Below are 20,880 nucleotides of genomic sequence, written 5' to 3'. Positions count from 1 at the left end.
TTGTACTCAAGTTAATAGTTTATCATTGGTTATTTTATGAATATTCACGAATATCAAGCGAAAGAAGTTTTCCATAAATTTAATGTCCCAGTGCCAAAAGGTTTTGTTGCTACATCTGCAGAAGAAGTAAAGACTCAAGTAAGTCAATTAAAATCTGACGTGTTTGTAGTTAAAGCTCAAATTCATGCAGGTGGTAGGGGTAAAGCCGGTGGCGTAAAGCTAGCAAAGTCAGTTGAAGAAGCTCAACAGTTTGTAAAGGACATGATTGGTATGACTTTAGTTACTCATCAAACAGGGCCAAGCGGGCAGCAAGTAAGAAAAGTGTACGTTGAAGAAGGCTCAAGCATTAAGAAAGAGTATTATTTAAGCCTGGTAATCGACCCGAAGCTCAGTAGGCCAATATTCATATTTTCCTCAGAAGGTGGAATGGACATCGAAGAAGTGGCAAAAAATTCTCCTGCAAAAATTGTGAAATTTGATATTGATCCTGCTACAAGTTTTGATAGCAGCAAGTTAAGCAGCCGTTTTCATTTGAGTCCAGAACAAATAGAAAAGATATCGAACATTGCAAAAAAAATATATGATGCGTTTATTGCAACTGATGCGAGCCAAATTGAAATTAATCCACTGGTTGAAACAAATTCTGGAGATTTTATTGCGCTCGATGCAAAAATTAATTTCGATGATAATGCTTTATATCGTCACCCAGAAATTATGGAACTTCGTGATTATGATGAGGAAGTGAAAGAAGAGATAGAGGCTTCAAAGTATGGGCTCAGTTACATCAAAATGGATGGCAGTATTGGTTGCATGGTAAATGGTGCAGGTCTTGCTATGGCAACAATGGATATAATAAAATACTACGGAGCAGAGCCTGCTAACTTTTTGGATGTTGGTGGTGGAGCGAGTAAAGAAACTGTAACTGAAGCATTTAAAATCATATTGTCTGATAGCAACGTAAAAGGAATTCTGGTTAACATATTTGGTGGTATAATGCGTTGCGATATTATCGCAAGTGGAATTGTTGCGGCTGCAAAAGAAATGAGCATTAAAGTTCCTCTAGTGGTTAGATTATCAGGTACTAATTTTGAAGAAGGAAAAAAAATTTTAGAAGAGTCAGGATTAAATATTATTGCTGCAGATGAGCTAGATGAAGCTGCGCAAAAGATAGTAAAAGAGGTAAAATAAAGCATGTCCGTTTTAGTAAACAAAGATACAAGATTAATATGCCAGGGTTTTACTGGCGCACAAGGCACATTTCATTCAGAGCAAGCAATTGATTACGGAACGAAAATGGTGGGAGGTGTAACTCCTGGAAAGGGTGGGAGCACTCACCTTAATTTACCGGTTTTTAATACTGTAGCAGAAGCCAAAGAAAAAACCGGTGCAAATGCTACAGTTATATATGTACCTGCTAAATTTGCTGCTGCTGCAATACTTGAAGCAATAGATGCAAAAATAGAATTGATAATTTGTATTACAGAGGGCATTCCTATACTTGATATGGTGAAAGTTAAGCGTGCGCTTATCGGCTCAAAAAGTCGATTGATTGGTCCCAACTGCCCGGGAATTATTACCCCTGAAGAATGCAAAATAGGAATTATGCCTGGCCATATCCATAAGCGTGGACACATAGGAATTATGTCTCGCTCCGGAACTTTAACTTACGAGGCAGTAGCACAAACAACCGCTGTTGGTCTTGGTCAATCCACGTGTATCGGAATTGGGGGGGATCCAGTTCATGGTATAACATTTGTCGACTGTATGGAGCTCTTTTTAAAAGATAACGATACTCATGGTATTGTAGTTATTGGTGAAATAGGTGGAAACGAAGAAGAAGATGTATCACATTTTGTGAAAACAGAAAAAACTAAAAAGCCAATCGTTGGTTTTGTAGCAGGCCAAACGGCACCTCCAGGAAGACGTATGGGACACGCTGGAGCAATCATCTCTTCCAGCGGTGGAAGTGCTGGTGCAAAACTAGAAGTTATGCGGAGCGCTGGAATTGCAATTGCTGAAACCCCTGCAGTAATTGGTAAGAAGGTATTGGAAGTAATGCATCACTAGAATTAGGGTCACAAAAACCCTATATCACCGGTCATGAATACGTTATTTGCCCATTCGATTAATAACTTGCCTCCTGGTAAATTTACTGAAGTCTGTTGGGCAACCAGAGATCCACGTAGTGTGGATGCAACAAGTGCTGCACATGCTGCACTACCGCATGATGCAGTAATGCCTGTACCTCTTTCCCAAACTCTTAAAGCTATTTCTCCAGACTTTTCAACTTGTGCAATACTAACATTAATTTTCCGAGGAAATAATGCGTGATTTTCTAGCTTTGGTCCTAAATTTCGCAATGGTATTTCACTTATGTTATCAACAAAAAAAACTATGTGAGGATTGCCAATATTTACTGCAACAGGATCTTTTAGCATTTCAAGCTCTATAGGTAAGTGAAGAGTGTCACACTCAGTAGATAAGGGAATTTCATGCCATTTTAGCAAAGGTTTACCCATGTTAACCTTTATGGATTTATCACCCACTTTAAAACACTCTAAAATGCGTTTGCTTGTTAGCTCAATAATGGAGTATTCAGCACCTTTTTCTGACATTATCAAATATCCAACACAGCGTGCTGCGTTTCCGCACATTTCAGCTCGACTGCCATCAGCATTATAGATATGCATAAAACAGTCTGCAGCATTAGACATTGTTATAATTATCACTTGATCACAACTGCTTTGATCAGCAATTTGTCTATGGTTCCAGTCTAAATTGTTTGTTGAACGTGAGTCTATGATAACGAAATTGTTACCAGTGCCGTGCATTTTGATAAAATTTTCAGAATTTTGGCCACTCATCATAAAAAAATATTTCTTCTATTGGTCTTCTTTTCTTCTTACTTGTTTCAGCACCCTCTTCTTCGTAACCAACCGCTATCACTGACATTACGTTAAAGTCATTGGGTATATTGAACTCTTTCACTATTTTATCTCTATCAAATCCACCCATTTGATGGGCCATTAAGTTCATAACTGCAGCTTGTAACATAAGTCCATAATTCGCTGCACCAGTATCGTGATTAGCCCAAAAATTTTCACCTTTATCAGATTTGCGGAAATTCTTAGCGCTTAAAGATATGATTAACACTTGTGCATCTTTTGCCCATTTTTGATTAGATTCATCAAGGCAATTTAGCAGCTTTTCCCATGCGCTTTGATTGTTCTGTTTGTTGCATATTACGTATCTCCAGGGTTCATCACCAAAACATGAGGGAGTCAGCCTTACAGCTTCCATTAAAATATCCATGTCTTCCTGAGATATTGCTCTTGTAGGATCGTATGAACGTCCGCTGTGTCTTGCTCTCATCAACGATAATAGATCTTGTTTACTCATCATTTTTAATTTAATAGTGCATAAATAATTCATTGTAGCACAATATAAGCAAAATTTAAATTGCAAAACCTCTCATACACATATATTACATTTAATAAGTTATTTTTATTGGGAAGGTATGTTTATAACACAATCTAGCAGCAGATCAACACTGGCTGAAATATTGTCTTGCGTTTTACTTTTATTCTTGATGGCTCAAATAAGTATACCATTGCAGCCTGTGCCTATCACATTGCAAACTTTAGGAGTAATGCTTATTGGGCTTAAATTTCACCGCAGAACAGCATTCTATTCTGTGCTTACATATCTATCACTTGGTGCAGCAGGATTGCCTGTTCTTGCAAATTTTTCTGGTGGTTATCACGCTCTCCTTGGACCAACAGGTGGATATTTAATTGGCTGTTTAGCTGCTGTTATGGTAATGAGCAAAGTAAATGAATTACTGAACTCTAAATATAAATCATTTGTGTGTAATTCTTTAAGTTGTCTGGCTGGTACAGTTGTAATCTTTATTTGTGGTGTTAGTTGGCTTGCTGTTTACTTGGGTCTGGGACAAGCAATAATGGTGGGTGTTTTACCATTTATCCTTCCTGGTTTGATAAAAATTTTTCTACTTGTAGCAGCTTTGCAATATTTGAAAAAATGATAAAATTTCGCCCTCATCATTTTATGTGCACCCTCGCGTTTCGGGGATATGGGTATTCTCAGGGTTTTGTAGAAAATTATAGGAAGATAGCAAGTGAAGTGGTTAGTACTCAAATCGAAGTAGTTGGTAATCTTGATAGTATTTGTAGTGCTTGCCCAAACCAGACTAAACAAGGTAAATGCACCGAACAAGCTAAAGTTTTAGAGCTAGATAGAAGGCATATGGAAATTTTAGGAATTAAAATTGGCGAGACTTTGACCTGGAGTGAAGCGGTAGAAAAGATTAGGGAGAAAATGTCTTTAGAGAAATTCGAGTACGCATGTGAGGGGTGCAACTGGCAGCCATATGGAATATGTAAAAATGCCCTTTTAAATCTACAAAGGTAGTTGACAAAATGTTAAGATAAATTGAAGCATTTTTGTGGAAATAAAGCGAAATATGGAAGACAAAAGATAAATGCATTCTGAAAGGCTACACAGCATGTTCGTCCCGCTAATTAATAATATCTTTATTATTGTATGAGATAGGTAATTTAGCATTTATGAATTTGTAATGTGTTGCATATAGCTCAAAGAAATAAGGTTTACTGGTTACACGCTGCAGCCAATGCCACAACACTAGGACCTATGTTTATCTGCATGTTAATTTGCGTTGTGATTTTATGGAGGTCTTCTGTTACCTATGCTAGTGAAAATTTGGAGATACAGAAGGCCTTTGATAGTGTTGTCAAGCATATAAAAGCTGATAAAAAATATAAAGATCTTGATGTTATTGAGAGAAAAAGTGATAAATTTAACATCAAAATTGCGCAGAATTCTGGCAAGAGTTTTGACATATACTCTACTTTAAAAAAAGCAAAAGATTCCTTTGAATCAGGAGATAATGAAACAGCTATTTCTCTCCTTAATCAGATCATTGCAAAGTTTCCTTATCATAAAAATGCTTTAATTGGATTGGGAAATATTTATTACGCTAATAAAGAATACAAAAAAGCTGTAGAGATTTACACAAGACTGTTAAAAGAACACCCTAGTAACCCTTACATATTAAAAAATTTTCTGACGATAATCTCACAATATAATCCTGATCTGGCGTTGAGTGAAATGTTAAAATTGTATGATATACATAAAAATTATGCTCCTTTATTAGCAAATTTAGGTATGATCTATATGAAAAAGGAGGATTATGTAAAAGGTAAAGAGTATATGATAACTGCTATTTCCCTCGATGAAAACAATATTTTTTATACTTATAATTTAGCTGTTATTCTAGATAAACTTTCAGATTTTCAAAATGCTACAATATTCTACTTAAAATTGTTGAACATGGCTACAACTTCGAAAGATGTGAGTGAAAAAATACCTTTATACAGAGTGACAGCAAGACTAAAATTTATAAAACTTCACAGCACGCACTCAAAGATTTCATAAAAGCTTATAGCTCACCTAAATCTAATTTATCGTATCTGTTCAAGGGAGTGGCTAATGTGCAAATATTGAAGCAAAGTGTGTGAAACACAGATATACGAACATTTGTTTGCAAAGGTAATTTACACAACAAATGCATAACTGTACGAACATTGTGATTTTGGCCCATCAGGAGGGTGTCATCCCAGTGCTTGATACTGGGATCCAGGAATTTTATTAAGTTGGCGAGCATAAAAATAGCTGTTTTATGTAAAAATACAACGTTTTAATGATTATAAAAAAGCTGGATTCCAGTGTCAAGCACTGGAATGATACCATTCTTTTTTCTGGATCCCAGTGTCGGCTACTTGGATGACACCATTTATTGTAAGGACTTACCTCACATTTACTCTATGATTATCTTTTTAGATCACCTTGTCTACCTATTTTGCCACTCTGCTGAACGGATACAATTTATTGCTATTTTTGTTTACAATAATAATATTGAGCTATAGAATTAGATCTAAAGGGGCAATTAGCTCAGCTGGTAGAGCATCTCGTTTACACCGAGGAGGTCGGCAGTTCAAGTCTGTCATTGCCCATTTGCTTAACTGAATGTTAGTATTATTAATTACTTCAATTAAAGTATAGAAAATGCAGGATAATATAGTACCAATCTCAATAGTAAAAGAGCTGGAAGATTCTTATCTTTCCTACGCAATGAGCGTTATCATAAGCCGGGCTATACCTGACGTGCGGGATGGATTTAAACCTGTTCACAGGCGCATATTATATGCAATGTCAAGAGCTGGATTCGATGCCGGTAAGCCATATAAAAAGGCAGCTCGTATAGTTGGGGATGTAATGGGGAAATATCACCCACATGGTGATGCAGCTATTTACGATTCCTTGGTTAGAATGGCCCAAGATTTCTCTCTTCTTTTACCACTTGTTGATGGGCAAGGTAACTTTGGTTCGATAGATGGAGATCCACCAGCTTCAATGCGATACACAGAAGCAAGACTTCAAAAAGTGTCGCACTTTTTACTGAATGATATTGATGAAGATACAGTTAATTTTAGGCCAAACTACGATGGAAATGAAACAGAACCAGTTGTGCTGCCTGCAGAGTTTCCGAATCTATTGGTAAACGGTGCAAGTGGTGTTGCAGTTGGTATGGCAACCAATATTCCTTCTCATAATCTTGGAGAAATAATAGATGCTTGTATATTATATGTAAATAATCCTGAAGTTACTTTGGATGAGTTACTTGAAGTGATGCCAGGGCCGGATTTTCCAACTGGGGGAACAATTCTTGGAAGGTCTGGAATAAGATCAGCATTTGCAACTGGTCGTGGATCAATTGTTGTGCAAGGCAAGACTCATATAGAAGATCTGCCACAAGATAGGCAAGCAATAGTGATTGATGAAATACCTTACCAGGTAAATAAAGGAAAATTAATTGAGAAGATAGGTGAGCTTGTAAAAGAAAAAAGAATTGATGGTATAACAGAAATTAGGGATGAGTCCGATAAGTCTGGTATTAGAGTAGTAATTGACCTCAAAAGAAATGCTGAAGCAAGTTTTATACTTAATCAAATATTGGGGCTAACTCCACTAAGAAGTAGTTTTAGTGTTAACACTTTAGTGCTCAATAACAACAGGCCTGCTTTGATGTCATTGAAAGAAATCATAACTGCTTTTGTTGATTTTAGAAAAGAAGTATTAATCAGGAGAACAGAATTTCGTCTAAGAAAAACGAGGGAAAAAGCTCATATATATATAGGGCTCTACATTGCGGTCCTCAGCATAGATGAAGTGATAAAAATCATCCGCGGTGCAAAAGATCCTGCGGAAGCAAGTAGAGAACTTTTAAATAAAGAATGGAAAACTTCGAATGAAATCAATACTATTATCGAGTTGATTTCAGATAGCGCAAGCTTTTTGAAAGATGGAGTGTATAGATTAACTGAACTACAAATTAAAGCTATCCTTGATATGAAACTGCAGCGTTTAACAGGCCTTGAAAAAGACAAATTAGAAGCTGAGCTAAGTTCAATGATCAACCTGATAAAAGAATATATCGCTTTTCTTGGCTCAGGAGAGAAGTTGATGAAAGAAATAAAAAACAATCTACAAGAAATAAAGAACAGATTTGCTGTGCCGCGAAAAACTTCAATAGAAGAGTCAGACGCGGACATTGAAGCTGAAGATCTAATTCCACAAGAGGATATGGTGATAACCGTAACTATGAATGGTTATATCAAGCGTGTAAAACTTTCTCACTACAGAACTCAGCGTCGTGGTGGAAAAGGAAAGCTAGGACAGGGATTAAAAGAAGAGGATGTAATCACAGAATTATTTGTTGGAAATACCCATACTAGCTTTTTATTCTTTTCTAACATTGGTCGAGTTTATAGATTAAAAGTTTATAAGTTACCTCTTGCAGAGCCAACCGCACGTGGAAGAGCACTTGTTAACATATTTCCGCTTAGCGATGGTGAAACTATAACTAATATCATGCCATTGCCAAGTGAAAATGACGAAAATCAAAACATAGTTTTTGCTACTGCCTATGGAAACATAAGGCGTAACTCCTTAGCGGACTTTCACTATATTCCAAGCAATGGAAAAATAGCAATAAAGCTCGATGAAGGAGACAAATTAGTATCGGTTAAGGTATGTAATGAAATTGACCATGTTTTACTTTCAACAACGCTTGGAAAAAGTATCAGATTTGTTGTAAGTGATGTGCGTCAATTTAAGAGTCGCAATTCAGATGGCGTAAGAGGTATCAAACTTGTAAAGAATGACAGCGTGATATCCATGACCATATTAAATGGGATAGGTGTAGCAACAGAAACAAAAGAACTTTACTTAAAAGTTCCACTTGCAAAAAGACTGGGGACTGCAATTAATAACTCCATTGATTCTAAATTGGAAAAAACTTTGAATGATTTAGGAATAGATAACGAATTATTCTTAAAACTTGCAGTGAATGAGGAGTTTATATTAACTATTACTGAAAATGGCTTTGGTAAAAGAACTTCTGCGTATGAGTATAGAGTAACTAACAGGGGTGGTGTTGGTATCACCAATATTCTTACTACTAGCAGAAACGGTAATGTTGTTGCTAGTTTTCCAGTTGAGCAGGGTGATAATATAATGCTTATTACAGATAAAGGAAAGTTAATTCGCATTTCGGTCAATGAGATTAGAATTGCAGGACGCAGCACTCAAGGAGTCACTCTGTTTAAAACAGAAAGTAGAGAAAAAGTGGTGTCAGTAGCGAAAATTGAAGATCCTGATTCCACTGAAGATAGTATTTTTGAAGTTGAAAACTCTATCGCTTCTTAACCGTAGTATAGGTTAAACAAAAAGCGCAAGTTTTTGTTGATTAATACGCAGTATTTAAATTAAAATATATACTTATGGCTAAGTAAAGATCAATGGACAAAAAATTAACTAAAAATAAAAAACCACTGGCAGACAAAGAGGATAAAAAAACACCTCCTGTTAAAGATCTTACTAAAAATAAGAGTAGGAGAGATTTTATAACATTAACTACATGCGCTATGGCAGGTATAGGAGCTGCAAGCGGACTTTGGCCACTGGTTAAATCTATGAATCCTTCTGCTGAAGTTCTAGCAACTTCCACAGTGGAGGTGAATTTGTCTGGAATTCAGGAAGGACATGGAGTAAAAGTAAAGTGGCAAGGTAAACCAGTATTCATTCGTAGACGCACAAAGCAAGAAATTGAGGCTGCAAGAGCTGTGAATGTGAAGAGCTTGAGGGATCCTCAATTAGATGAGCAGAGAGTATACGAAGGAAAAGACGAATGGTTAATTATGCTTGGAATATGTACACATCTTGGGTGTGTACCGGTTGACCACGCTACAAGAGATGGTAATGGTTGGTTCTGTCCTTGCCACGGTTCATATTATGATACATCAGGTCGAGTAATTGGGGGTCCTGCACCGAAAAATATGGCTGTACCTGATTATTTTTTTCCCAGTGAGAATGTTGTGGTAATTGGCAAGAAGGCTTAACGAATATAAATAAACTCGTTAAAAAAAACTCACAGGATCAACATCTATTATCACTGCAATACTCGAATTCAAGTTACAATTTTTAATCCAATATTTCAGCTTTTTTTGTATGGATAGACTATGCTTATTGTGTATTTTTAATAATACCCTATACCGATACTTATTATTTAAAAAATTTATCGCTGCTGGTGATGGGCCAAGAATTTCAAATTCCTTTTTGTCTACACCTACATTTTTTTCCTGGATACAAATAGTTGAGCTACTTGAATGACAGAGAAGAGATTTTACTATTTCATTCGCTGCTTTTTGTGTTGCAATCTGATTCTTACCACAGATTATAAGCGCTATTAATCTGCTAAATGGTGGCATTTTGGCTTCGCGTCTTGACTTAAGTTCGATTTCATAAAATGAGTCTCTTTTTTGATGCAGCAATGCTTTTATTATTGAACTTTCAGGATTATTGGTTTGCACTATTACCATTCCTTTTTCATTAAACCTTCCTGATCTGCCTGCAACTTGGTGCAATAATTGATACGTCTTTTCCGCTGCTCTCAAATCAGAATTTTCGAGACTCAAATCTGCATTCATTACTCCAACCAAAGTTAATTTGGGAAAATTGTGCCCTTTAGCAATTATTTGTGTGCCGATTATAATGTTCACCTCTTCTTTCAATATCAAGTCAATTACGTTACTAACCGACTTCTGATCGCTGCTTATCATCGCAGTTTTTGCGTTTGGTATTAATTTCACCATTTCTTCAAGCAACCTTTCAATTCCTATGCCGTAGAGGGACAATGGCTGTTCACTTTGGCAATTAGAGCATTTCTCTGGAAGTTTTAATTGATAAGAGCAATGATGGCACAAAAGAGCATTTTTTTTCTTGTGATATGTAAGCCAAACAGCACAATTTAAGCAGGAAATTTTATATCCACACTTTTTACAAATTGCCAGTTGTGCATACCCTCTGCGGTTTAGAAAAAGCATAACCTGCTGTTTTTTCTCTATGGTTTGTTTGATGCTTTCAAAAAGCTCAGAGGAGATCCATTGCTTGTTGTTCCTCATATCTACTACTTTAATGAGTGGCAATTCTGCACCACCAAATCGTTTAGTTAGCTTTACATGATTGTAATTCCCGTTTTTAACATGATGAATCGTTTCAAGCAGTGGAGTAGCTGATGATAAAATAATCGGAATATTTTCAAATTTGGCTAAGATTATCGCCATATCTCGAGCATTATATATAATTCCCTGTTCTTGTTTAAAAGATGAGTCGTGCTCTTCATCAACGATAATCAATTTTAGGTTTTTATAAGGCAAAAAAAGTGCTGATCGTGCACCAATAATTATCTGCGCATTTCCACTTGCTATATTGAGCCAATTATTCCGGCGAGTTTTTGGAGTGAGTCCTGAGTGCCATTCAACTAAGTTTTTTGATATCTGACCGCGAACACGATTTACCAATTGTGAAGTTAAAACAATTTCAGGTAGGAGGATTAAAATTTGTGTATTACCTTCTCCTGATGTCATTTCAACATATTCTGGTGTCATACTAGTACGTGGCAAAGACGGTATGCTAAATGTTACAGTGGGTTTTGCCTTGAGTATAAAGGTGTCATTCCAGCGCTTGACACTGGAATCCAGGAATTTTGATTGTAAATTAGGTATTGGTTTTAAGTTAAAATAAACATTTGTAATGAGGTTATATGAAAAACTGGATCCCAGTGTCAGGCTACTCGGATAACACCCTCTTGGTAGACCCAAATCACAATGTTCGTACAGTTGTGTCTCTGGGCACTGGGATGGTAAAGTCTGAGCAGCATTTGGAACGGCAGTGTAATTCTTAATCAATTGTGCAATCACAGAGAGATAAACTTCCGTTTTTCCAGATCCTGTCTCACCATCAAGCAAAGTCACTGAATACTCATTCAAACTGCTGATTATTTTATCACTAGCTACCTGCTGTTCAGGGCTTAATTGGCAACTTATTTCACTTATTTCCTGCTTCTGCTTAGCACAAACCAATTTATCTATGTGATTTACTTTTAACACTCCTCCCATTATCACTTTGGCAAGCATACCAACAGGTATTAAGTTATACTGCGCAACCCACTCTGCAAATGCGATCAATTTTGGTCTAATATTTGGTAAATCAATTTTTTGCTCAATAAATTTTAATTCTCGGTTACTTTTATCACTGTATTTCCAAACTATTCCGATTAAGCGTTTTTTGCCAAATGGCACCACTACGTAATCTCCAAGTAAAATCTCAGTATTTTCCTCAATTGCATATGAAAATAACTGATCAATTGGAAGTGGTAGTAATACGTCAACTGTTTTTGCCATAGTGATTGAGTTTAACATTGTTTTAAAGAGCTTGTAACTTTATTAAGCTTGGCAATATAGATGAATCGGTACAGAGAAAATCTTAACGTTTAACACATTTTTCATAGTACAGACCGTATGATTGATAAATAAAATGATTTATAGAATTTGTGGAGGCTACCAATGGTCAACGACAAGATTACTTTGAACTTTGAAATAGAAAAAGGCGAACCTATAGATCGATACTACTTTTCTGCACATATAAAGCTTACAGATGAAAGCAAAAATCTTTTGCGCGAGAAGCTTGGCAGTACAATTCAATTCGATAATCTAGATGATCACTTCAATCTTAACCATGAGAATTTTTATATCTACTACAACAAATATAGTGAGCACAATGGTAGAAGTGAGCTACACGTTAGGGATGATAACGGTAAATATTTAACCTCCAATCTTCCACTTAATTACTATGGATTCTCAATGGAACTATCACCTGACGGAGCGTCAATTGCAGATTATGGTTTTTATCCTCTGTATGCAATCTATAACCCAAATCACTATGATAAAGCAAAGGAAAAAGTATTTGATGATCACGGTGAATTGTCACCAATTGCATCAAATGTGTTAGATAATTTTTTAAGCAACACAAATAGCTTAACCACACAAGATATATTACAAAATGTATTCTCACAACTGCAGAAGAAAGCTGATGAAGAAGCAGAAAGATTGGCAAGAGAGAGAGAAGCAGAAAGACAAAGGGAGGAAGAGTTAAATGAAAAGAACGAGGAGTTAAAAGAACTTGTAGAAAAGGATGAGATTAAAATATTCAAAGTGGTAAAAGGTAATGATTTAGGTAATGGGCATTCAGCAGTAGTTTTACAACTTGATGGGGAAGAAGGTGACAAGATACCTCTCGACTCTAGTAAATACTACATAGCAGAGTATAGACACCACCCAGAATGGGAAGGCGATGAATATTTAAATTTTGTTAGCCCTGATAGTGATATGCTGGTTAATTATGAAAACTTATTTTTTGTGCTCAATCAAAGCTCCTACTCAGACTTTGAAAGTGGGTTTTATTCAGAAAACAGAACCGATCCCCATAATTATGCTAAATATTCAAAAGAACCATATTTGAGTGGTGACCAGCTATCTGAAAAATTATCTAATGAATTGGAGGAAGATAGCAATCAGATAGGTACTGAATTTACAATTGATGATGAGCAAGTAGACGAAGAAGTTGTGGTAGAGAGTGAAGCCAAGTCTGGGGAGAAAGGAACGGTTGGTGAGGATAACGCAAAAAATACTATACAGGAAGAAGAATCTAACTATATAGATCAAATGCAAGCGGATGATAGCAGCAGTTATAAACCAGCTTTGCAAAGCAATCGTGATGATTATGCTGATACGAAAAAAGCTCTGCAGGAAAAATTGCATGGAGATGAAATACACAAGCAAAGTAATGAGAAAGCTCAAAAAGATATAGAAGTAAAAAAAGTAACTGTGGAAACTGACAGTAGCAGTAATAAGACTGAAAAACAAACAAAACCAACAGAAGATGAACAAGAAACTGTTATGGCAAGTGTGATAGAAAATATGGATAAAAATTCTGATATTGAAGCAGAAACTTCTAACAGTGTTGCAAATTCACAACATCCCTTAAAAATAAAGACAGGAAGTCCTCTTGAAGTGGGAAAGTATAAGGTGGAGCTGCAAGTGACATATGATGATGTAAAGAATTTTTATGATACCGTACGTGGTAAATATCATGCTGGCGATGGATATAACTACGAACAAGTAATGGTTTTATATAATGAAATTGTTAGGCCCGCTCACAATCATCATTACGAGCTGTTTACTCTTGATGAAGCACATGTTGCTAATGATCACCTGTTTATCAAGGGTCAGGATTTTGGAACTCTAAATGATTTTAATGAGATGTTCTATAAAAGTGATGAGTTAATGTGATGTAAAAAGCAAGATTCAATCTGGTGAACGAGAGTTAACTGACAGAGGAGATTGACACGTATGCCTTTATCTTTAAGATTGTTTATCAAGTATAGACATCAGCTCGCCCCATTCTCTTTTACCAATATTACTTTCTTCTCTAGTAACGTTTTCCCCTTTAATTAATTTGCGAATTATTTCTAGACCAGTTCTTGAAATACAGGCTGATTCTAGGCAATATTCAACAAAGGCATTGTAGGCCAGTGGAACCCATTTTTTTATTATATCCAGCATAACTTCTGCATAAACTCTGATTTCATATTGGGCATGCTTATCAGCTCTAAGCTTCAAAAAATGAAGGAGATTATGCAGATCTATTTTCCAATAAAATTGCGTGTAGTAATTAAGCATTAGGTTAGTTCTGGCAATTTCTCTTGCAAGCCCCTGCTCAATAAATTTTTCATAATGAGAATATACTAAATTAGAGTCATTTATTAGAGAATCTATTATTTCCTTTGAGGTATCTGGATCAAAAGCTTCCCCGCTACCTTGTTTATTATTGTCAGATTGTTTTGCAACTTGTTCTGGTTTAGGTGTATAAAATTCATTATCAAGTATTGAATACCTTGCTGAATATTCATTCACATTTGCAGTTCTATGCCTTATCCATTGCCTTGCAACAAAAATTGGAAGTTTCACGTGAAACTTAATTTCACACATTTCAAATGGAGTTGTATGATGATGTCTCATTAAATACTTTATAAGTGCTTCATCCTGACTTATCTGTTTTGTTCCCTTGCCATAAGAAACACGAGCAGCTTGAACTATAGCGCTATCAGAGCCCATATAATCCACTACTCGAATAAATCCATGGTCTAATACCTTATGTTCTTCATATAAGATTGCATCTATTTCTTTTACTATAGTTCGTTTGGTTGCTTCATTCATAAAATATCCTCAAGACGAAATGGAGATATCAGCTCCACATGAATTGAGTTTTTCATGCATTGCTTCATATCCTCTCCATAAATGATGTGAATTGTTTATTATAGTTTCTCCACCGGCTACCAAAGAAGCAAGCACCAAAGCTGCTGTTGATCTTAAGTCAGTAGCATATAGATTAGCTCCAGATAAGCTTTTTATTCCACTTATAGTAGCTTTGCTTTTCTCGATGCTGATATTAGCACCTAACTTTCTCAATTCATCTGCATGTGTAAATCTGTTTTCAAAAATGTTCTCTTCAATTACTGATATCCCATCAGCGATGCACATTGCAGACATCAGTTGTGGTTGCATATCACTGGGAAAATTGGGATATGGATCTGTCGCAACGTTAGCAGACTTAATAGAGCCATTTTTTCTGGAAATAACAATGCCTCCATCATACAGTTCAACCATAGCTCCTATAGTCTCCAACTCATTTGTAATACACCTTATATCAGATAGATTTATTCCTTCCAACTCCAACTTACCACCGGTTATTATAGCAGCTAGTGCATAGGTGCCTGCTTCTATGCGATCTGGTATTATTTTATGAACACATCCATTTAGTGCTTCAACTCCTGTTATTATGACCTTTGTATTATCAATTTCAATATCAGCACCCATTTTCTTCAGAAAATCTATTAAATCAAGAACTTCCGGCTCAGTTGCAGCATTGTTTATTGTTGTCACTCCTTCTGCAAATGTTGCTGCCATTATTACATTTTCTGTTGCGCCAACACTTATTTTCTCAAATGTAATTTCTTTTCCTTGTAGCTTTCCTTTCACTGTTGCAATTATATTATAGCCGTCAATTTCAATTTTAGCTCCCATTTCTTCTAATGCTTTAATATGCATATCAACGGGACGCTTTCCAATGTTGCATCCACCAGGAAATGCTGTTCTCGCTTTGCCAAATCTGCTAAGCATTGGACCCAATATTAGAAAAGAAGTTCTTAGCTTACTTGCGGTTTTATATGGCATCACGTGATTGTTGATATTGCTGCAGTCAATTTTCAAAGTATGGTTCGCTTTATAATTTTTATTGTGCATAAAGTTCACTTCTGCTCCAAGACTTTCAAGCAACTTAGACATTAGATGCACATCAATTAAATCAGGTACATTATGCAAAATTACCGAGGAGCTACTTAATAGACTTGCTGCCATTATTGGTAAAACAGCATTTTTTGAGCCATTAATCTTGATTTTTCCGACCAAAGGTTTGTAGTTATTTCTTATTAATATCTTGTGCATTTAATTAGATATAAAGTATAATTCATTAGTTTATTGAAGTCTTACTAAGTATAATAGATTGACCGTAAAAGGCAAAATTTGCTTTTTCTTCCTCATCATCCCAGTGTCATGACACCTGATGCGAATTGCCCCCGAAATTTTATACTATGAATTACTCAAATGACGCTCTCGAGCTTTATCAAACCAAATAACACCAATTGCAACAATGAAATAACCAGCTGCTCCTAATGTAAGGCGAATTACTGCATCGAAAGTTGACAGAGGAGGAGACGGCATTAGAATGCTCAAAACACTATACACAAGATTATTTGTTGCATGAGCAATAGTTACTGGCCAAATCGAGTTGTCTTTTTCAAACAACCAGGTAAACATTATAGACATTGCACAAATATAAAGGGTATAAGCACAAATAGTCGGGAATGTAAAGCCATCCTTCCACAAAGCTGAGCCAGCAACCACATAAGTTGGTATGTGCCATACTGACCAAATAATACCGACAATAATTGCTCTGATATAAAAATTTGATATTTTGCTTTTAAGATTTTTCAAAAGATAGCCACGCCAACCGATCTCTTCACCAAGAGACATAATGATCCACATCACAAAGGTTGATAATAAAACAAATAACATCACTAATGGACTCAAAACTGCACTCAAATCCTTTACACGGTCTAACGTAAAAGACTCTCGGAAAAATGAAAAACCGCAATAAATTGACAAAAGACCATTGGAAATTAGCATACTTACCAGAATAAGTATAAACCCTAATAGACAGTTTTTTGGCGAACTAAGTTTAAAAAGATCCCTTACCTTCTGTTTATTATAAATGGTTAGCAAAATTGCAACTGAAGCCGGAACAAATGTTGTTAATAATGTTATGTCTTTGAAAGGTAAGCACCAAGCTATAATGCACGTCAAAAAATATGTAATTACAACAAATAATGTACAATTAATAGTGGTTAAATTCATGCATACGCCCATCAATTCCTTTTCTGCATTATTGATCTTTATTCATAAATTGTCAATAAAATACTTCTTCAGGGATGAATAGAATATTTTTTCTTTTTGAATTGCTATTGATAGTTTAATTTTTATATGTATTCCCTTTCACAACCGTTTGTCATCCCAGTGTCACGTGCTGGGATGACAGTAGGAGAGCTGCTTGCATGACAAGAGGAGGGTACTGGAATGACAAGAGGAAGACACTGGGGTGACATCAACTAAACTTGTCCAAATATGAGCGATGCATTAGTGCCACCAAAACCAAACGAATTAGAAAGTGCATATTGAATTTTATGCTCCTGAGCTTTAAACGGTACAAAATTTAAATCACATCCTTCTGAAGGCTTGTGTAAATTTAAGGTTGGCGGAATAATTCCATTATTTAACGCAAGAATACTGAATATTGCTTCAACGCTCCCTGCAGCACCAAGTAAATGTCCTATAGAAGATTTAGTTGAAGAAACAGGTATTTTATAAACGTAGTCACCGAATAACTGTTTCATTGCTATTACTTCAATTTTATCTCCAAGTGGCGTTGAAGTTCCATGTGCATTGATATACCCTACTTGATTGGGATTAATTTGTGCGCTCTTTAAAGCAAGCTGCATTGCCTTAAATGCGCCTCTTCCTTCTGGATGTGGTGCTGTAATGTGGTGCGCATCTCCTGTGAGTCCGTACCCAACCAGTTCAGCATGTATTTTTGCCCCCCTTTTTTTCGCATGTTCGTATTCCTCCAGCACCAATATACCTGCTCCTTCACCCATAACAAAACCATCGCGTTCTTCATCCCATGGCCTTGAAGCTTCTTCCGGTTTATCGTTAAATTTAGTTGATAACGCCTTCATAGATGCAAAACCTGCAATTCCAACTCTACACAGTGCACTTTCTGCTCCACCTGCAATCATAACATCCGCTTCACCAAGTTTTATAGTTCTTGCTGAGTTTATGATTGCATGCGCACCTGTTGCACATGCGGTTACTGCTGAATCGTTTGGACCTGTAAATTCGTATTTAATAGAAATATGGCCAGATATCAAATTTATTAGACTTGCAGGGACAAAAAATGGACTGACACGTCTGGGCCCTTTTTCCTGCATGGTAATAACATTTTCCTGAATTGACGGAAGACCACCTATACCAGAGCCAATAGTCACACCAACACGTTCCCGATTGATATTTTGGCTTTCCAAAATTAATGAATCATCTACTGCCTGAATAGCTGCTGCAATACCGTAATGGATAAAACGATCTGTCCTTTTTGAGTCTTTCTCAGAAATATAATCTAGTGGATTGAAATGGTGCTCAATGTTGTCTGATTGCAACGGCACCTGCCCTGCAATTTTGCAAGCAAGATCAGAAGAGTCAAATCTCTCCGTATTGATTGCTTTTATGCCAGACTCACTTTTTATTAGCCTTGACCAAGTGTTGTCAACATCTGCCGCTAGTGGAGTGATTAAACCAACACCAGTGACTACTACTCTTCTGCTCATTTAACACTAACTATTAGCCTTTTTTATTATTAATGTACTCAACTATTTGCTCCATAGTTTCCATTTTTTGTGCGTCTTCATCTGGAATTTCTATTCCAAACTCTTCTTCTGCTGCCATGATGATTTCAACTGCATCTAAGCTGTCTGTACCATGCTCCGAAAGCTTTGAAGAGCTGTTGAATTTCTCTACATCCTTACTAATATGCTCTAGTATAATCTTTTTCACTTTTTCTTCTATGTCTTCTCTAGTGCTCTTTGCTAGTTCGCTATTCACATTTCTTACCAAAAAAATAACCTATTCTTTGATGTTATAAAAAATTTTTATGTTTGCAATATCTTTTATAACTGGTAAACTACAGTAAAGTTTTCTACTGCCCTAGCTGGCTAGCGTTACGTGCTAAACAATTAACAATTCAAAAATGCTAGACGAAACAACAAAAAATTTGCTTATTGTAGAAGTAAATAAACTCTTACCCGAAAATAGCGAGAATAAGCTTATATCAGCTATGCGTTATATACTCCTTGCTCCTGCAAAACATATACGCTCCTTTTTAGTCGTAGCTTCATCGCGAGTGTTTAACGCGGAAGCTAAAAAAGTAATATCAGTTGCTGCAGCAATTGAATTTGTTCATGCTTACTCTCTAATTCACGATGATTTACCGTGCATGGACAACAGTGATACTCGCAGAAGCCAGCTAAGCTGCCATAAAAAATTTGATGAAGCAACAGCAGTGCTTGCCGGAGATGCACTACTTACTCTGGCTTTTGAGGTATTATCTTCGTTAAATGAGAAACGCTGTGAGATCATAAAAGTTCTTTCTCAGGCAATAGGAATTAGGGGAATGGTGGGAGGACAGGCTTTAGATATTAACAGTGAGCATATAGATTTTAGCCCCCAACCCTCTGTCATTCAAGTAGCGGACACTGGGATCCAGAAGGCTTTGCCTACAAGCATTTCGTGCAAAAAGCCATGCGATAGTGGAGCTGAACATGAAATGGATTCCAGTGTCAGCTACTTGCATGACACCCTTTCTACCTTAAAACTACAACATTCGTACGACTGTATGTATGACGCTGGAATGACGTCGGGCCAAGCTGATAAAATAAAAGAAATTCATTTGATGAAAACCGCAAAACTATTTGCAGCTTCATGTGAAATAGGTGCTATAATAGGGGGTGCTACAGACAAGCAACGTAAAGCGTTATATAACTATGGAATAAATCTAGGGCTTATCTTTCAAGCTAAGGATGATATTGAAGACTACGAACAAGATAAAACAAATAATCTTATGTCTGTGCTTGGTAAAAGTGAAGTAGAGGACTATATAGACGGCCTCTTTAAACAAGGCTTGGATAATTTGAGTGCGCTTTCAGGGGATACTAATTATTTATATGATTTATTGAATCAAGTAAAGAAAGATGGTTAGAAAAATTATATTACAAATGCTTATTTCCGTAGTAATGATTCTCACTTTAACTTCTGCTTTTGTGTTTACTATTGTCTATATAAACAAAGGTAAACCGGAAAAAAAGGACAAGCTTTATGAGATAAATGCCACGCATGGTGGTTTGATACAGACGATAGCACATTACCTAGTGAAGCCAATACTTGAATCAGCACTTGACCGCTATATTGAAAAGCATGGGCTGACAGAATATTTAGAAGAAATAACGCAGCAAAAGGAAGAAGATTCAATAAATTTTTATGAAATTACTGAAGGCAGTGGCAGCAAGGCTTTTTGTGGCCTGGAAGTCCTATTGCAAATATATAAAATTTCTAATAATAACTCAGCAACACTCCCTAGCAAAGTTTCTGATGTTACTTTGAAAATAGGTCAAGATGACCTAAAAGAAGTGAGTTTAGGGGTAATAGGTATGAAAGAAGGCGGAGAGCGTGTAGTTACTATTGCCAATGAGAACAAAATGAATTTTAATTCTTATTACGTCAAACTGATCGAAGTAAAGGATAAATATCCCGACTCAGTAAATAATCTGATGGTTTTTAATGACTTAATTAACAAGACTGGAAAACAAGTAAGGTGCGGTGATGAGATATCGGTTAAATATAGCGTAAAGGAGCATAATGGGGAATATATAGTCAAAGATCAAACAGTGCAATTTAGGGTTGGCGATAAAAAAATACCACTTGCTATAGAGCTTGGAGTTGTGGGAATGAGAGCTGGTAATAAAAGAACTATTCTTTCTCCGCCTGACCTTTTGACTATTACTGACGATATGTTAATAAAAGACATAGATTATGATGAAGAAAATATCTCAATAATTGACTTAAGCTTAGATGTTAAGCAAGAGGTCGCAGCACACCATTCTACTGTTGAAAAACAGCCTAAAGAATATAGCTGAAATTTTAGGTCTACTGGCTAATC

22 protein-coding genes and 1 tRNA gene are annotated in these 20,880 nt (G+C 36.2%); 13 read left to right on the top strand and 10 right to left on the bottom strand.

All coding sequences use genetic code 11. From position 1 onward, the window contains the following. Window positions 1-36: 36 nt before the first annotated feature. Together sucC and sucD are read left to right on the top strand one after the other, a co-directional pair. A complete protein-coding gene (sucC, locus tag L0Z58_RS05990) occupies window positions 37-1,188 on the top strand; it encodes an ADP-forming succinate--CoA ligase subunit beta (protein WP_010963103.1) in 1,152 nt (383 codons plus the stop codon). A gap of 3 nt (window positions 1,189-1,191) precedes the next feature. Next, window positions 1,192-2,067: a succinate--CoA ligase subunit alpha gene (gene sucD, locus L0Z58_RS05985; protein WP_010963102.1), complete on the top strand. Its 876-nt coding sequence runs from the start codon at window positions 1,192-1,194 to the stop codon at window positions 2,065-2,067. Between the two features lie 8 nt (window positions 2,068-2,075). Here the strand turns inward: sucD and dapF are convergent, their stop codons facing one another. Beyond that, window positions 2,076-2,864: a diaminopimelate epimerase gene (gene dapF / locus L0Z58_RS05980; RefSeq protein WP_022626152.1), complete on the bottom strand. Its 789-nt coding sequence runs from the start codon at window positions 2,862-2,864 to the stop codon at window positions 2,076-2,078. Then, window positions 2,845-3,432 (bottom strand): nitroreductase family protein, encoded by a 588-nt coding sequence (locus tag L0Z58_RS05975; protein ID WP_010963100.1) that lies wholly within the window; start codon window positions 3,430-3,432, stop codon window positions 2,845-2,847. Before L0Z58_RS05975 ends, dapF begins: the two co-directional genes overlap by 20 nt. Window positions 3,433-3,517: 85 nt before the next feature. On the opposite strand from L0Z58_RS05975, the gene L0Z58_RS05970 reads away from it, so the two are divergent. The 3 genes from L0Z58_RS05970 (at window position 3,518) to L0Z58_RS05960 (ending at window position 5,475) form a co-directional block, all read left to right on the top strand. Further along, window positions 3,518-4,045 (top strand): biotin transporter BioY, encoded by a 528-nt coding sequence (locus L0Z58_RS05970; protein ID WP_010963099.1) that lies wholly within the window; start codon window positions 3,518-3,520, stop codon window positions 4,043-4,045. Then, window positions 4,042-4,431 (top strand): DUF1284 domain-containing protein, encoded by a 390-nt coding sequence (locus L0Z58_RS05965; RefSeq protein ID WP_010082044.1) that lies wholly within the window; start codon window positions 4,042-4,044, stop codon window positions 4,429-4,431. Before L0Z58_RS05970 ends, L0Z58_RS05965 begins: the two co-directional genes overlap by 4 nt. Window positions 4,432-4,599: 168 nt before the next feature. Then, window positions 4,600-5,475, top strand: coding sequence for a tetratricopeptide repeat protein (locus L0Z58_RS05960; protein WP_010963098.1), 876 nt, complete (start codon window positions 4,600-4,602; stop codon window positions 5,473-5,475). Between the two features lie 4 nt (window positions 5,476-5,479). Here L0Z58_RS05960 and L0Z58_RS05955 read toward each other — a convergent pair whose 3' ends face one another. After that, entirely contained in the window at window positions 5,480-5,704 is a 225-nt protein-coding gene (locus L0Z58_RS05955; RefSeq protein ID WP_147155118.1) for a hypothetical protein, read from the bottom strand. Between the two features lie 61 nt (window positions 5,705-5,765). On the opposite strand from L0Z58_RS05955, the gene L0Z58_RS05950 reads away from it, so the two are divergent. The 4 genes from L0Z58_RS05950 (at window position 5,766) to petA (ending at window position 9,500) form a co-directional block, all read left to right on the top strand. Beyond that, on the top strand, window positions 5,766-5,966 hold the full coding sequence (locus L0Z58_RS05950) for a hypothetical protein (RefSeq protein ID WP_138344586.1): 201 nt from the start codon (window positions 5,766-5,768) through the stop codon (window positions 5,964-5,966). A 14-nt stretch (window positions 5,967-5,980) separates the two neighbouring features. After that, window positions 5,981-6,053, top strand: a tRNA-Val gene (locus tag L0Z58_RS05945). Window positions 6,054-6,105: 52 nt separating this feature from the next. Next, the gene (gene gyrA, locus L0Z58_RS05940) at window positions 6,106-8,808 is read left to right on the top strand and encodes a DNA topoisomerase (ATP-hydrolyzing) subunit A (protein WP_010963096.1); all 2,703 of its coding nucleotides are present in this window, start codon (window positions 6,106-6,108) and stop codon (window positions 8,806-8,808) included. Window positions 8,809-8,900: 92 nt separating this feature from the next. Further along, entirely contained in the window at window positions 8,901-9,500 is a 600-nt protein-coding gene (petA, locus tag L0Z58_RS05935) for a ubiquinol-cytochrome c reductase iron-sulfur subunit (RefSeq protein ID WP_010963095.1), read from the top strand. Between the two features lie 18 nt (window positions 9,501-9,518). On the opposite strand, the gene priA is transcribed toward petA, so the two are convergent. Beyond that, window positions 9,519-11,861, bottom strand: coding sequence for a replication restart helicase PriA (gene priA / locus L0Z58_RS05930; RefSeq protein WP_010963094.1), 2,343 nt, complete (start codon window positions 11,859-11,861; stop codon window positions 9,519-9,521). 144 nt (window positions 11,862-12,005) lie between these two features. On the opposite strand from priA, the gene L0Z58_RS05925 reads away from it, so the two are divergent. Next, window positions 12,006-13,790 (top strand): hypothetical protein, encoded by a 1,785-nt coding sequence (locus L0Z58_RS05925; protein ID WP_010963093.1) that lies wholly within the window; start codon window positions 12,006-12,008, stop codon window positions 13,788-13,790. A gap of 72 nt (window positions 13,791-13,862) precedes the next feature. Here the strand turns inward: L0Z58_RS05925 and thyX are convergent, their stop codons facing one another. The 3 genes from thyX to L0Z58_RS05910 all read right to left on the bottom strand — a co-directional run bounded on the left by thyX (window position 13,863) and on the right by L0Z58_RS05910 (window position 16,922). Beyond that, window positions 13,863-14,717: an FAD-dependent thymidylate synthase gene (gene thyX, locus L0Z58_RS05920; RefSeq protein WP_010082033.1), complete on the bottom strand. Its 855-nt coding sequence runs from the start codon at window positions 14,715-14,717 to the stop codon at window positions 13,863-13,865. 9 nt (window positions 14,718-14,726) lie between these two features. Further along, window positions 14,727-16,004 (bottom strand): UDP-N-acetylglucosamine 1-carboxyvinyltransferase, encoded by a 1,278-nt coding sequence (gene murA, locus L0Z58_RS05915; RefSeq protein WP_010963092.1) that lies wholly within the window; start codon window positions 16,002-16,004, stop codon window positions 14,727-14,729. A 144-nt stretch (window positions 16,005-16,148) separates the two neighbouring features. Then, window positions 16,149-16,922 carry a CPBP family intramembrane glutamic endopeptidase gene (locus tag L0Z58_RS05910; RefSeq protein ID WP_416635899.1) on the bottom strand — a complete coding sequence of 258 codons (774 nt, stop codon included), beginning with the start codon at window positions 16,920-16,922 and terminating at the stop codon, window positions 16,149-16,151. On the opposite strand from L0Z58_RS05910, the gene L0Z58_RS05905 reads away from it, so the two are divergent. Beyond that, the gene (locus L0Z58_RS05905) at window positions 16,831-17,055 is read left to right on the top strand and encodes a hypothetical protein (protein WP_010082031.1); all 225 of its coding nucleotides are present in this window, start codon (window positions 16,831-16,833) and stop codon (window positions 17,053-17,055) included. The two genes, L0Z58_RS05910 and L0Z58_RS05905, sit on opposite strands and share 92 nt — an antisense overlap. Before the next feature lie 40 nt (window positions 17,056-17,095). Here L0Z58_RS05905 and L0Z58_RS06695 read toward each other — a convergent pair whose 3' ends face one another. The 3 genes from L0Z58_RS06695 to acpP are packed head-to-tail and all read right to left on the bottom strand — an operon-like array spanning window position 17,096 to window position 18,770. Next, window positions 17,096-17,221 (bottom strand): hypothetical protein, encoded by a 126-nt coding sequence (locus L0Z58_RS06695; RefSeq protein ID WP_255322260.1) that lies wholly within the window; start codon window positions 17,219-17,221, stop codon window positions 17,096-17,098. 3 nt (window positions 17,222-17,224) lie between these two features. Next, window positions 17,225-18,496, bottom strand: coding sequence for a beta-ketoacyl-ACP synthase II (gene fabF, locus L0Z58_RS05900; protein ID WP_010963089.1), 1,272 nt, complete (start codon window positions 18,494-18,496; stop codon window positions 17,225-17,227). 13 nt (window positions 18,497-18,509) lie between these two features. Continuing rightward, window positions 18,510-18,770: an acyl carrier protein gene (gene acpP / locus L0Z58_RS05895; protein WP_006279836.1), complete on the bottom strand. Its 261-nt coding sequence runs from the start codon at window positions 18,768-18,770 to the stop codon at window positions 18,510-18,512. A 145-nt stretch (window positions 18,771-18,915) separates the two neighbouring features. Between acpP and L0Z58_RS06930 the strand changes: the two genes are divergently transcribed. Continuing rightward, window positions 18,916-19,923, top strand: a complete 1,008-nt coding sequence (locus L0Z58_RS06930; RefSeq protein WP_010963088.1) for a polyprenyl synthetase family protein — start codon at window positions 18,916-18,918, stop codon at window positions 19,921-19,923. Then, a complete protein-coding gene (locus L0Z58_RS05885; protein ID WP_010963087.1) occupies window positions 19,916-20,857 on the top strand; it encodes an FKBP-type peptidyl-prolyl cis-trans isomerase in 942 nt (313 codons plus the stop codon). The genes L0Z58_RS06930 and L0Z58_RS05885 overlap by 8 nt, the downstream gene beginning before the upstream one ends. The last annotated feature ends 23 nt before the right edge of the window (window positions 20,858-20,880 follow it).

The sequence above is a fragment of the Wolbachia endosymbiont of Aedes aegypti genome, assembly GCF_021496215.1.
In the GTDB taxonomy this organism is placed as follows: Bacteria; Pseudomonadota; Alphaproteobacteria; order Rickettsiales; family Anaplasmataceae; genus Wolbachia; species Wolbachia pipientis.
The sequence above is the reverse complement of the archived record's forward strand: the minus strand, read 5'-3'. Positions and strand labels throughout refer to the sequence as shown.

What these genes read in the sequence shown, in the direction of transcription:
- sucC (WP_010963103.1), top strand. Translation starts at nt 37, where the DNA reads ATGAATATTCACGAATATCAAGCGAAAGAAGTTTTCCATAAATTTAAT.
- sucD (WP_010963102.1), top strand. Translation starts at nt 1,192, where the DNA reads ATGTCCGTTTTAGTAAACAAAGATACAAGATTAATATGCCAGGGTTTT.
- dapF (WP_022626152.1), bottom strand. Translation starts at nt 2,864, where the DNA reads ATGAGTGGCCAAAATTCTGAAAATTTTATCAAAATGCACGGCACTGGT.
- L0Z58_RS05975 (WP_010963100.1), bottom strand. Translation starts at nt 3,432, where the DNA reads ATGAATTATTTATGCACTATTAAATTAAAAATGATGAGTAAACAAGAT.
- L0Z58_RS05970 (WP_010963099.1), top strand. Translation starts at nt 3,518, where the DNA reads ATGTTTATAACACAATCTAGCAGCAGATCAACACTGGCTGAAATATTG.
- L0Z58_RS05965 (WP_010082044.1), top strand. Translation starts at nt 4,042, where the DNA reads ATGATAAAATTTCGCCCTCATCATTTTATGTGCACCCTCGCGTTTCGG.
- L0Z58_RS05955 (WP_147155118.1), bottom strand. Translation starts at nt 5,704, where the DNA reads ATGCTCGCCAACTTAATAAAATTCCTGGATCCCAGTATCAAGCACTGG.
- gyrA (WP_010963096.1), top strand. Translation starts at nt 6,106, where the DNA reads ATGCAGGATAATATAGTACCAATCTCAATAGTAAAAGAGCTGGAAGAT.
- petA (WP_010963095.1), top strand. Translation starts at nt 8,901, where the DNA reads ATGGACAAAAAATTAACTAAAAATAAAAAACCACTGGCAGACAAAGAG.
- priA (WP_010963094.1), bottom strand. Translation starts at nt 11,861, where the DNA reads ATGTTAAACTCAATCACTATGGCAAAAACAGTTGACGTATTACTACCA.
- L0Z58_RS05925 (WP_010963093.1), top strand. Translation starts at nt 12,006, where the DNA reads ATGGTCAACGACAAGATTACTTTGAACTTTGAAATAGAAAAAGGCGAA.
- thyX (WP_010082033.1), bottom strand. Translation starts at nt 14,717, where the DNA reads ATGAATGAAGCAACCAAACGAACTATAGTAAAAGAAATAGATGCAATC.
- murA (WP_010963092.1), bottom strand. Translation starts at nt 16,004, where the DNA reads ATGCACAAGATATTAATAAGAAATAACTACAAACCTTTGGTCGGAAAA.
- L0Z58_RS05905 (WP_010082031.1), top strand. Translation starts at nt 16,831, where the DNA reads ATGGTTAGCAAAATTGCAACTGAAGCCGGAACAAATGTTGTTAATAAT.
- L0Z58_RS06695 (WP_255322260.1), bottom strand. Translation starts at nt 17,221, where the DNA reads ATGTCACCCCAGTGTCTTCCTCTTGTCATTCCAGTACCCTCCTCTTGT.
- fabF (WP_010963089.1), bottom strand. Translation starts at nt 18,496, where the DNA reads ATGAGCAGAAGAGTAGTAGTCACTGGTGTTGGTTTAATCACTCCACTA.
- L0Z58_RS06930 (WP_010963088.1), top strand. Translation starts at nt 18,916, where the DNA reads ATGCTAGACGAAACAACAAAAAATTTGCTTATTGTAGAAGTAAATAAA.
- L0Z58_RS05885 (WP_010963087.1), top strand. Translation starts at nt 19,916, where the DNA reads ATGGTTAGAAAAATTATATTACAAATGCTTATTTCCGTAGTAATGATT.